The sequence below is a fragment of the Telluria sp. BA11 genome (assembly GCF_056680305.1).
Genome location: NZ_CM155275.1, coordinates 1,591,991 through 1,604,676, shown reverse-complemented (window position 1 = coordinate 1,604,676; position 12,686 = coordinate 1,591,991). Strand labels below are relative to the sequence as shown.

Here is a 12,686-nt window from a genome sequence, read left to right as displayed (position 1 = left end):
AGCGCCCCCAACGAAGCAACGGTGTAAACTGTCGCATTCGTACTTACTTAATAAGAGCAACTTCCTCTATGTCAGACACCCCAATCCCATCGTTTTCCGACCTCAATCTTTCGGCGCCTGTCCTGAAAGCATTGAAAGACGTCGGATACGAAACGCCGTCGCCGATCCAGGCAGCCACCATTCCCCTGTTGCTGGAAGGGCGCGACGTGCTGGGACAAGCGCAGACCGGTACCGGTAAAACCGCCGCCTTCGCACTGCCAATCCTGTCGAACATCGACGTCAAGCAGACCGCGCCGCAGGCGCTGGTGCTGGCGCCGACGCGCGAACTGGCGATCCAGGTCGCCGAAGCATTCCAGAGCTACGCTGCCCACATCAAGGGCTTCCACGTGCTGCCGATCTACGGCGGCCAGAGCTACGGCCCGCAACTGTCGTCGCTGCGCCGCGGCGTGCACGTCGTCGTCGGCACGCCAGGCCGCGTCATCGATCACATCCAGAAGGGCTCGCTCGACCTGTCGAAGCTGACCACCCTCGTGCTGGACGAGGCCGATGAAATGCTGCGCATGGGCTTCATCGACGACGTCGAACAGATCCTGCAAAAGACCCCGGCCACGCGCCAGACCACGCTGTTCTCGGCCACCATGCCGCCAGCGATCAAACGCATCGCCAAGACCTACCTGCGCGAGCCGCAAGAGATCACGGTCGCGGCCAAGACCGGCACCGCCGACAATATCCGCCAGCGCTACTGGCTGGTGGCCGGCATGCACAAGCTCGACGCGCTCACCCGCATCCTCGAAGCCGAAGCCTTCGACGGCATGATCATCTTCGCGCGCACCAAGCTGGGCACCGAAGAACTGGCGACCAAGCTGCAGGCGCGCGGTTTCTCCGCCGCTGCCATCAACGGCGACATCGCCCAGCAGCAGCGCGAGCGCACGATCGATAACCTCAAGAAGGGCAAGATCGACATCCTGGTCGCGACCGACGTTGCCGCGCGCGGCCTGGACGTCGAGCGCATCAGCCACGTCATCAACTACGACGTGCCGTCGGACCCAGAGAGCTACACCCACCGCATCGGCCGTACCGGCCGTGCTGGCCGCAGCGGCGAAGCGATCCTGTTCATCACCCCGCGCGAGCGTAGCCTGCTCAAGCTGATCGAGCGCACGACCCGCCAGCCGGTGTCGCCACTCGAGCTGCCGACTGTCAAGGCCGTCAACGAAGTGCGCATGACGCGCTTCAAGGACCAGATCCGCGCCACGCTGGCCGAAGGCAACCTCGAAGTGTTCCGCGCGCTGATCGAGGACGTCGAGCGCGACGACAACGTGCCGGCGATCGACATCGCTGCGGCCCTGGCCAAGATGGCACGTGGCGACGAGCCGCTGCTGCTGACCAAGCCTGACCGCGACGTGCGTCCTGAAAGCATGCCGTCGCAGCGCGAATTTGGCGGCAGCCACGAGCGTGCACCACGCGAGCCGCGCGGTGACTGGGAAGAGCGTCCGGCACGCCCTGCACGCGAGCCAGGCTTCAAGAAAGAGCGCGTCATGCGCGACCCTGAGCCAGGCATGGCCACCTTCCGCATCGAAGTGGGCTTTGCCCACGGCGCCAAGCCGGGCAATATCGTCGGCGCGATCGCCAACGAAGCGAACATCCCGTCGAAGCAGATCGGCCGCATCGAAATCTATGACGATTACTCGACGCTCGACCTGCCATCGGACATGCCGGCCGAGCTGTTTACGCAGCTCAAGTCGATCTGGGTCGCCGGCCGCCAGCTGTCGATCACGCGTGATGGCGAAACGCCAGCCGTGCCAGCCGCCGGCGCCAAGAAGCCGTTCACGAAAAGCGGCGCCGACCGCCGCGTGACGGACAAGCCGATGCCGGGCAAGAAGCCGCATCGCAAGGGCGAGGGCAACAGGGACTGATCGTCTCACCATAAGCTGAAAAACGTCGTTCCCGCGCAAGCAGGAGCGACGTTTTCGCATTTGCACGTCGAATAACGGGCGCTCTTGCTCATGTTGTTTGACTACAAAACGCTACATGTTCCGCAGGTGTCTCACCGATCTCACTATGAGATCTCCACGATTGACACCCCGATACCCCCATGTTATTTTGCTACAGATACGCTGGCAGGATTGTTGTCTGTTCCGGCACGCCTCCGCATCAACGGCGCGCACCACCAGTGCGCCGCGCATTCACATAACAGCGCCCGCTCCCGTGTCGGGCCAGATTGGGGACACACATGGATATGCAATCGACCGTGCTCAAACCACGCCTGTCGTTCTGGCAGCTGTGGAACATGAGCTTCGGTTTCTTCGGCATCCAGTTCGGCTTTGCACTGCAGAACGCGAACACCAGCCGCATCTTCGCCACCCTTGGCGCCGACCCCGAAAACTTTTCCCTGTACTGGCTCGCTGCGCCCGTCACTGGCCTGCTGATCCAGCCGATCGTCGGCTACCTGAGCGACAATACCTGGCATCCGAAGTGGGGCCGCCGCCGGCCGTTCTTCTTCATCGGCGCCGTGCTGGCCGCCATCGCGCTGTTCCTGATGCCCAATTCCACCGCGCTGTGGATGGCCGTGGCCGTGCTGTGGATGATGGACGCCGCGATCAACGTGTCGATGGAGCCGTTCCGCGCGTTTGTCGGCGACAAGCTCGATCCGTCGCAGCAGACGGCCGGCTATGCGATGCAGACCTTCTTTATCGGTTGCGGCGCGGTCATCGCCTCGCTCCTGCCGACGTTCTTTGAAAGCATGGGCGTGTCGAACGCCGTCATCGGCGGCGTGATCCCCGACACCGTGCGCTACTCGTTCTATGCCGGTGGCCTCGTGTTCTTCCTGGCCGTGACCTGGACCGTGGTGTCCGCCGACGAGCTGCCGCCGCCCGACATGGAAGCGTTCAACAAGGAACGCGCCGCCTCGCGCAGCGTGGGCGTGGCCATTGCCGAGATCTTCGGCGGCTTTGGCAAGATGCCGCGCACGATGGTCCAACTGGCGTTCGTGCAGTTCTTCACCTGGATCGCGCTGTTCGCGATGTGGATCTATACCGGCACCGCCATTGCCGACAGCGTCTACGGCACCACCGACGCGCAGTCAACTGCGTACCAGGACGCCGGCAGCTGGGTCGGCATCATGTTCGCCGTCTACAGCGGCGTGTCGGCACTGGCTGCCTTCATCCTGCCTGTGTTTGCCCGCATGACCAGCCGCAAGATCGTCCATGCGACGTGCCTGACCATCGGTGGCCTGAGCCTGGCCAGCGTATTCCTCATCACCGACAAGAACATGCTGGTCGTGCCGATGATCGGCATCGGCATTGCGTGGGCCTCGATCCTGACGATGCCGTACGCGATCCTGGCCGGCTCGCTGCCCGCCAAGCGCATGGGCTACTTCATGGGCCTGTTCAACTTCTTCGTCGTGATTCCGCAGATCGTCAGCGGCCTGCTGCTGGGTTTCGTGACCAAGCACCTGTTCGATGGTCACGCGGTGCTGACGCTCGTGCTGGGCGGCGTTTGCATGCTCATCGCCGCGCTGCTGACCCTGCTGGTGACGGACAAGGCGGCGCCGGTACGCGCTGCCGTGTGACGTCAGGAGTACACGGTGCGCGCGTGCGCGCCTTGAATCCGGCGTCTGTCGTATCGTAACGTTTTATCAACATTGTCCGGCTCTGTCCGGCGGTGTTGTGAACGCTTACATTGACAGGAGTAGAGCATGACCATCCAGACCGTCGCGACCACCCCGTTCGCCGGCCAGCGGCCCGGCACATCGGGCCTGCGCAAGAAAGTGACCGAGTTCCAGCAACCCGGCTACCTTGAAAACTTCGTCGAGTCGATCTTCCTGACGCTGGGCGAAGGCGCCTGCCGTCACCTGGTTGTCGGCGGCGATGGCCGCTACTTCAACCGCGAGGCGGTTCAGACCATTCTGCGCATGGCGGCGGCGCACGGCGTCGAGCGCGTGCTGGTGGGGCAGGGCGGCATCCTGTCCACGCCGGCCGTGAGCTGCGTGATCCGCAAGCACGGCGCCCAGGGCGGCATCGTGCTGTCGGCCAGTCATAATCCGGGCGGCCCGGACGGCGACTTCGGCATCAAATACAACATCGACAATGGCGGCCCGGCGCCCGAGAAAATCACCGACGCCATTTTCGCGCACACGCAGACGATCACGCAGTACCGCATCAGCGACGCAGCGGCCGTCGACCTCGATGTGCTGGGCACCACGCATCTGGAAAACATGCAGATCGAGGTGATCGACCCGGTGGCCGACTACGCCGAACAGATGGGCCGCCTGTTCGATTTCGATGCGATCCGCGGCCTGTTCGCGAGCGGCTTCCGGATGCGCTTTGACGCCATGCACGCGGTGGCCGGCCCGTATGCCAGCACGATCCTCGAAGGCATCCTCGGGGCACCTGCCGGTACGGTCGTCAATGGCGTGCCGAGCGAAGACTTCGGCGGCGGGCATCCGGACCCGAACCCTGTCAACGCTGCCGAGCTGATCGCCGCGATGGCTGCGCCCGATGCGCCGGACTTCGGCGCCGCCTCCGATGGCGACGGCGACCGCAACATGATCGTCGGGCGCGGCATCGCCGTCACGCCATCGGACAGCCTGGCCATCATCGCGGCCAACGCCACCGTGGCGCCGGGTTACGCGGGCGGCATCAAGGGCATCGCCCGTTCAATGCCCACGTCGATGGCGGCCGACCGCGTGGCCGAAGCACTGGGTATCGCCTGCTTCGAGACGCCCACCGGCTGGAAGTACTTCGGCAACCTGATGGACGCCGGTCTCGTCACGCTGTGCGGCGAAGAGAGCTATGGCACCGGCTCGTTCCACATCCGCGAAAAAGACGGTGTGTGGGCCGTGCTGTTCTGGCTCAATCTGCTGGCCGTGCGCGGCCAGACGGTCGAACAGCTGCTGGCGGCGCACTGGGCGCGCTTCGGCCGCAATTACTATTCGCGCCACGATTACGAAGCCGTGGATGCCGGCGCTGCCGGCGCCATGATGGATGCGCTGCGCGCGCGCCTGCCAGAGCTGTCAGGGCAGACACTGGCCGGCCACCAGATCGCGCTGGCCGACGATTTCGCCTATACCGACCCGGTCGACGGCTCGGTCTCCACCAGGCAGGGCATCCGCATCATCATGGCGGATGGCTCGCGCATCGTGTTCCGCCTGTCCGGCACCGGCACCGAAGGCGCTACCGTGCGGGTCTACCTCGAACGCTACGAAGCCGATCCGGCGCACCACAACCTCGACACGCAGGCCGCGCTGCAAGGCCTGATCGATCTGGCCGAGAGCCTGTCCGATCTGCGCCAGCGCACCGGCCGCAGCGAACCCACGGTCGTCACCTGACCCCTTCACCACACAGGAACCCCGCATGAAACTACCCGTCCTTGCTTCCGCCATGCTGCTCGCCTTCGGCGCGATGGCCCCTGCCAGCGCCCAGCTGCCCGGCCCGGCGCCCGCCGCCAAGCCGTTCGTCTGGGAGAACGCGACCGTCTACTTTTTGCTGACGGACCGCTTCAACAACGGCAACCCGGCCAACGACAAGGCCTATGGCCGCAAGGACGACGCAGCGCCGCTGCGCGGTTTCATGGGCGGTGATATCGCCGGCATCACGGCCAAGATCAAGGAAGGGTATTTCACCGACCTGGGCGTGAATGCGATCTGGCTGACGCCCGTGATCGAACAGATCCACGGCGCGACCGATGAAGGCACTGGCAAGAGCTACGCCTTCCACGGCTACTGGGCGAAGGACTTCACGGCGCTCGACGCTGCATTTGGCACCGAGGACGAGCTGCGCACGCTGGTCGACACGGCGCACGCCAATGGCATCCGCATCGTGTTCGACGTGGTGATGAACCACACGGGCCCCGTCACGCCGCAGGACAAGGTCTGGCCGGCGTCGTGGGTGCGCACCGGCCCCACCTGCACCTACAAGGATGCGCGCACGACGGTCGACTGCACGCTGGTGGCGAACCTGCCGGACTTCTTGACCGGCAGCGACAAGCCGGTCGACCTGCCGCCGCATCTGGTGGCCAAGTGGAAGAAGGAAGGGCGCTACGAGCGCGAAGTGAAAGAGCTCGACGCCTTCTTCAAGCGCACCGGCTACCCGCGCGCGCCGCGCTACTACCTGATGAAATGGCATGCCGACTGGGTGCGCAAGTTCGGTATCGATGGCTTCCGCGCCGATACCGTCAAGCACACCGAGCCTGGCCTGTGGAAGGAACTGAAAAAAGAAGCGAGCCTGGCGCTGGCGGACTGGAAGCGCGCCAACCCGGCCAAGAGCATCGACCAGAAGCCGTTCTGGATGGTGTCCGAGGTCTACAACTACGAGATCAAGCACGCGCGCAAGTTCGACCTGGGCGGCGGCGAATTCGTCGACTACCTGGACCAGGGCTTCGACAGCATGATCAGTTTCAGCCTGCGCAGCGACGCCAAGCGCCCGTACGAACAGGTATTCTCGGAATACTCGACCATCCTGCATGGCGACATGAAAGGGTTCTCGGTGCTGAACTACATCAGCTCGCACGACGACAGCAGCCCGTTCGATCCGCTGCGCCAGCAGCCGTTCGAGTCGGCCAACAAGCTGCTGCTGGCGCCGGGCGCGGCGCAGATCTACTACGGCGACGAAACGGCGCGCATCCTGAAGTTCGATGGCGCCGAGGGCGACGCCAACCTGCGCACCTTCATGAACTGGGACGAGCTGGCGTCGAACGCCGAGCGCGGCCTGCACCGCGTGGCCGATATCCGCGCGCACTGGGCGCGCCTGGGGCGCTTCCGCGCCGCGCATCCGGCCGTCGGCGCCGGCAAGCACCAGATGATCGGCTCGAGCCCGTACACGTTCAAGCGCACGTGGGAACAGAATGGCGTGAGCGACCGCGTGGTCGTCGCGCTGGGCCTGTCGACGCAGCAGCCGGTGGCCATTTCGGTGGGGGGCGTCTTCAACGACGGCGCCACGGTACGCGACTGGTACACCGGCAACACCGCCGTGGTCAAGGACGGCAAGGTGCGGTTCGCAACCGCCGCACAGGTCGCGCTGATCGCGCAGGACTGACCGGGTTCCGGGTAGACTGGCCGTTCCGTCCACTTTTCGGCTGCCAGTCTGCCCGCCTTCATGTCCTACTTTACGCACATCGCCCGCGCCATCGCGGGCCTCGGTTTCGCCCTCGCGCTGGCCCCGGCGCAGGCGCAATCGGCCGCCGAACCAGTCTACGGCGCCGAACTCGAAGAATTCGCCTACCCTGCACCGACGCAGCAATACCGTTTCACGTCGCAGCGCGTCGATCTGCAGATGACCTATATGGACGTCAAGCCGGCCAGCCCGAACGGCCGCACCGTCGTGCTCATGCACGGCAAGAACTTCTGCGGCGCGACCTGGGCCGGCACCACGAAAGCATTGAGCGAGGCCGGCTACCGCGTCGTGGTGCCCGACCAGATCGGCTTTTGCAAATCCACCAAGCCGCAGCATTACCAGTACACGTTCCAGCAACTGGCCGACAACACGCGCAAGCTCCTGGCCTCGATCGGCGTAAAGAAGGCCATCATCATCGGCCACTCGACCGGCGGCATGCTGGCCACGCGCTACGCGCTGATGTATCCCGAACTGACGGACCAGCTGGTGATGATCAACCCGATCGGCCTGGAAGACTGGAAGAACCTGGGCGTGCCGTCGCTGGGTGTCGATCAGTGGTACGAGCGCGAGCTGAAATTATCGGCCGAGCGCGTGCGCGAGTACGAGCGCACGACCTACTACAACGGTCAGTGGAAGCCGGAGTACGAAGTGTGGGTGCAGATGCTGGCCGGGATGTACCGTGGCAAGGGCAAGGAGCTCGTGGCCTGGAATTCGGCGCTCATCTACGACATGATCTACACGCAGCCGGTCGTGCATGAATTCCCGTTGATCAAAACGCCGACCTTCCTGCTCATGGGCTTGAAGGACACCACCGCGATCGGCAAGGACGCCGCGCCCGCTGACGTGCGCCCGACACTGGGCAACTACAAGGTGCTGGCCGAGACCACGCGCAAGGCAATCCCGGGGTCGGTGCTGGTGACCTTCCCCGAGATGGGGCACGCGCCGCAGATGCAGGACCCGGTACAGTTCCACAAGGCGCTGCTCAAGGGGCTCGTGCGCTGATCAGGGGCCATTCTTTTGTCATTCGGTTAATGCTATCCTTGCGCGATGACGGAAGACCCTGATCCAAAAAGCAAACCCCCGCGCGCCGCCTTTGCCGACGGCCCGCGCCTGCTGGCCGACATCGGCGCCACTCATGCGCGCCTGGGCCTGGAGACCGCGCCCGGCGTGCTGGGGCAGGTTGCCGTGCTGTTGTGCGATGACTTCGACGGCATCATCCCGCTGCTGCACGCCTACCTCGAACAGCATCCGGGCGGGCGCATTCACCACGCCGCCTTTGCGCTGGCCAATCCGATCAGCGGCGATTTCATCCGCATGACCAACCGTGACTGGCAGTTTTCGACGGATGCCGTGCGCCGCGCGCTGGGCCTGTCGACGCTGTTGATCGTCAACGACTTCACCGCGCTGGCGATGGCGCTGCCGGGCTTCCAGCCGAAGGACCTGCTGCAGATCGGCGGCGGCGCGCCGCAGACGCATGCCGTGTCGGGCGTGCTGGGACCGGGCACGGGTCTTGGCGTCTCGGGTGTGATCCCGACCATTGACGGTTTCGTCACCCTCGGCAGCGAGGGCGGGCACGTCAACTTCGCGCCGAGCGACGAGCGCGAATTCGCGATCCTGCAGTACGCGTGGCGCGAGTGGAAGCACGTGTCGAACGAGCGCCTGATTTCCGGCCCGGGCATCGAACTGATCTACCGGGCGCTGGCCGAGCGCAACGGCGTGGATGCCCCGGCGCGCAGCACCGCCGACATCGTCAGCGCCGCCCTTGATGCCCACGATCCGCTGTGCCTCGAGGTGCTGGAAACCTTCGCCGGCATGCTGGGCAGCGCGGCCGCGAACCTGGCCGTGACGCTGGGCGCGTTTGGCGGCATGTTCATCGGCGGCGGCATCGTGCCGCGCATGGGCGCCTGGTTCGCGCAGTCGCCATTTCGTGCGCGTTTCGAAGCCAAGGGGCGCTTTCGGGACTACATCGCCCAGATCCCGACCTACATCATCATGACGCCCAACCCGGCGCTGTACGGCGTCTCGGCGATCCTGTCCGAGCACCTGCGCGGGCGCAGCGGCGCCAACACGCTCACCGACCGTGTGCAGCAACTGCTGCACGAGCTCTCGCCGGCCGAGCAGCGCGTGGCCGCGCTCGTGATCGAGCATCCGCGCAAGATGCTGTCCGAGCCCATCGCCGAGATCGCGCGCCTGGCCGACGTGAGCCAGCCGACCGTGATCCGCTTCTGCCGTTCGCTGGGTTTCCAGGGCCTGGCCGAATTCAAGCTCAAGTTCGCCGGCAGCCTGACCGGCACCATCCCCGTGCGCCACAGCCAGGTGCGCATGACCGACAGCACGCATGACCTGTCGGCCAAGGTGATCGACAACACGGTCTCGGCGATCCTGAAGTTTCGCGATGCGCTCGACGTGCACGCGATCGACCGCGCCATCGAACTGCTGCGGGGCGCGCGCCGGGTCGAGTTCTACGCGCTGGGCAATGCGCGCGCGGTGGCGCTCGATGGCCAGCACAAGTTCTTTCGTTTTCGCATCCCGGCGGCGTCGTATGGCGATTCGCACCTGCTGAACCTCGCGGCTGGTTTGCTGGGGCCGGGCGACGTCGTCATCGCCATCTCCACCGGCGGGCAGTTGCCCGAGCTGCTTGAGGCGGTTGACACGGCGCGCGCACGCGGCGCTGACATTATTGCGATTACGGCCAGCCGCTCGCCGCTGGCGAAAAAGGCCAGCGTGTGCCTGGCGGTGGATCACAGCGAGGACAGCACAAGCTTCCTGTCGATGATTTCGCGCATCCTGCAACTGCTCCTCATCGACATCATGTCGGTCGGGATTTCCCTTGGCACGCAAGGGGAGGGCAGCCCGGACCACCAGGGCGATATCGATGCGCGCCGGCTGCTGATCTCGCACCTGGACATCTGACAGCGCATGTCACGCGCATGTCACGCGTGCTGACGAGAATGCGCTGCATCGGGTCACGCATGGCTTGTGCGCGTGCTTTTGTACCGATGTCTCGCTAAAAGTTGTCAAAAAAACGTCAACGCCACGCGACGCACGGGACGGAACGTGTAGTTTCCGCACGGCACTGCGTGCTACCATTTCATGTGGCTCCCCCAATCCCCGGCGCCGTGTCGACAGGGCCGTCCTGCCTTGTCGTCTCCGCTCCGGACCATGGAAGAGGTTTTATCATCGTCAGCCAAATGTTAATTGAACAGGCCCGCCTTGCCGCGCTGGCCGAACTGCAGATTCTCGACACCCCTGCCGAGACCCGCTTCGACCGCTTTACCCGCCTGGCCGCCATGACGTTCGACGTGCCGATTGCGCTGGTGTCGCTGATCGATGCGGAGCGCCAGTGGTTCAAGTCGCACCATGGCCTGGAAGCGTCGGAAACCCCGCGCTCGCTGTCGTTCTGCAGCCACGCGGTACAGGCGCGCGCGCTGCTCGTGATCGAGGACGCGGCGCAGGATCCCCGCTTCGCCGAGAACCCGCTGGTGACCGGCGAGCCGCATATCCGCTTCTACGCCGGCCATCCGGTCTACAGCGATGGCGAAGCCGTGGGCACGCTGTGCATCATCGACCGCGCGCCGCGCCGCCTGAACCAGGAGCAGCGCCAGGTGCTGGCCGACCTGGCCGGGCTGGTCGAAATCGAAATCAATCACCTGAAGGCGGTCACCGCGCGCATGCTCGCCGAGCAGGCGCTCAAGTCGCTCAATACCGATCTGGAAGCGCGCATCGTCGCGCGCACCGCCGAACTGGAAGACAAGGTCGGGCAACTGTCGCACGAAGTGACGCAACGCGAAGCGGCCGAAGCGCTGCTGCGCGAGAGCGAAGCCTGGAACCGCACGATCATCGACTCGTCGTTCAGCGGCTTCATCGGCGCTGACAGCAACGGCGTGGTGGTGGCATGGAACACGTCGGCCGAGCGCATCTTCGGCTGGTCGGGCGAGTACGCGCGCGGCCGCCAGTTGTCCGATCTGGTCATGCCGGCGCAGCAGCGCGAAGCGCATGACGCGAACATCCGCAGCCTGCTCGATACCGGCGCCGGCCCGTACCTGAACCAGAATGTGGAACTGCCGGCGCTGACCCAGAGCGGGCGCCAGATCACGATCCAGATGACGGTGGCGGCGCACGAATGGAATGGCGCGCGTTACATCGGCGCCTTCGTCAATGACATCTCGGAGCGCATCCGCACGCAGCAGCAGCTGGAAGAAAAACAGGAACTGATCGACGCGGTGCTCGAATCGATCGATGTCGGCGTGGTCGCCTGCGACGCCGTCGGCAACCTGACGCTGTTCAACCGCACGGCGCGCGCCCTGCATGGTCACGACCTGAAGGCGATTGCGCCATCGGAATGGCCGCAGTTCTACTCGCTGTACCACGGCGACGGCCAGACCCCGATGGCGATGGACGACGTGCCCCTGGTGCGCGCGCTCAAGGGCGAAGTCGTGCGCGACGGCGCGATGGTCATCGCACCGGCCGGCCGCGCGCCGTACACGCTGCTGGCCAGCGGCCGGCCGCTGCGCAGCGCCCAGGGCAAGACCCTTGGCGCCGTGGTGGCGATGAAGGACATCACCGAACTGAAGACATCGCGCGACCGCCTGGCCGACAGCGAAGAGCGCCTGCGCACGATTACCGACAACCTGCCGGTCCTGATCGCGCACCTCGACCAGGATCACCGCTACATGTTCGCCAATGCGGTGCATCAGTCGTGGCTTGGCAAGGCGTCCGAGCAGGTGGTCGGCCAGACCATGGTCGAAGCCTTCGGCGAAGACTTCTACCTGCAGCAGAAGGAAGCGCTGGACGACGCCTGGCTGGGCAAGGCCTCGCAGTGCGAGCATGACATCGTGCGCAAGAAGCACATCCGCATCGTCCACTCGACCTTCCTGCCACATCTGCGCGACGGTGAAGTGGTGGGCGTGTATATCCTGACGACCGACGCCACCGCCGCACGCATGCACGAACGCAACCTGCATGCGCTGGCCCACACCGATGCGCTGACCGGCATCCCGAACCGGCGCCAGTTCGAGCTGGCGCTGCAGGCAGCCGTCGAACGTGCGCCGCAACGCGAGCGCGCCTTTGCGCTGTTCTATCTCGACATCGACTTCTTCAAGCGCATCAACGATACCTACGGCCACGCGGTGGGCGACATGGTGCTGGTCGAATTTGCGCGGCGCGTGCGCAAGGTGGTGCGCAGCTCCGACATGGTGGCGCGCCTGGCCGGTGACGAATTCACGGTGCTGCTCGACGAAGTCAATTCGCCGCGCGACGTCGAGCTGGTGGCCAAGAAGATCATGCAGACGATGGAAGCACCGTTCATGGTCGGCTCCCAGCCGATTTCAGTGAGCGCGACCATTGGCATTGCGCTGGCCGACGCGCCGGGCGTGACGGCGCTGACGATCAGCGAGCTGGCCGACAGCGCCTTGTACGAAGCCAAGGACAAGGGGCGCAACACGTTTGCGATTGCGCGGCTGGCGATGGTGACGGCGCCGGTGCCTGTGTTGGAGCATGCCGGCTGATACCGGCGCCGCTTAGGCGCCGGATGATCTCGCTGCCAACCATCACCGCGTGGACGGCGTAGCCGTCCAC

At 65.1% G+C, this 12,686-nt stretch carries 7 protein-coding genes; all 7 read left to right on the top strand.

Annotated features, from left to right (window positions below; genetic code table 11):
* Nucleotides 1–68: 68 nt before the first annotated feature.
* The 7 genes from AC1MGT_RS07035 (at nt 69) to AC1MGT_RS07005 (ending at nt 12,616) form a co-directional block, all read left to right on the top strand.
* Nucleotides 69–1,913 carry a DEAD/DEAH box helicase gene (locus AC1MGT_RS07035; RefSeq protein ID WP_499503580.1) on the top strand — a complete coding sequence of 615 codons (1,845 nt, stop codon included), beginning with the start codon at nt 69–71 and terminating at the stop codon, nt 1,911–1,913.
* Between the two features lie 317 nt (nt 1,914–2,230).
* Nucleotides 2,231–3,568, top strand: a complete 1,338-nt coding sequence (locus tag AC1MGT_RS07030; protein ID WP_499503579.1) for an MFS transporter — start codon at nt 2,231–2,233, stop codon at nt 3,566–3,568.
* 126 nt (nt 3,569–3,694) lie between these two features.
* The gene (locus tag AC1MGT_RS07025; protein WP_499503578.1) at nt 3,695–5,326 is read left to right on the top strand and encodes an alpha-D-glucose phosphate-specific phosphoglucomutase; all 1,632 of its coding nucleotides are present in this window, start codon (nt 3,695–3,697) and stop codon (nt 5,324–5,326) included.
* Between the two features lie 25 nt (nt 5,327–5,351).
* On the top strand, nt 5,352–7,031 hold the full coding sequence (locus AC1MGT_RS07020) for an alpha-amylase family glycosyl hydrolase (protein WP_499503577.1): 1,680 nt from the start codon (nt 5,352–5,354) through the stop codon (nt 7,029–7,031).
* A gap of 60 nt (nt 7,032–7,091) precedes the next feature.
* On the top strand, nt 7,092–8,111 hold the full coding sequence (locus AC1MGT_RS07015) for an alpha/beta fold hydrolase (RefSeq protein WP_499503576.1): 1,020 nt from the start codon (nt 7,092–7,094) through the stop codon (nt 8,109–8,111).
* 45 nt (nt 8,112–8,156) lie between these two features.
* A complete protein-coding gene (locus AC1MGT_RS07010) occupies nt 8,157–10,022 on the top strand; it encodes a glucokinase (protein ID WP_499503575.1) in 1,866 nt (621 codons plus the stop codon).
* 278 nt (nt 10,023–10,300) lie between these two features.
* Entirely contained in the window at nt 10,301–12,616 is a 2,316-nt protein-coding gene (locus AC1MGT_RS07005) for a sensor domain-containing diguanylate cyclase (RefSeq protein WP_499503574.1), read from the top strand.
* The last annotated feature ends 70 nt before the right edge of the window (nt 12,617–12,686 follow it).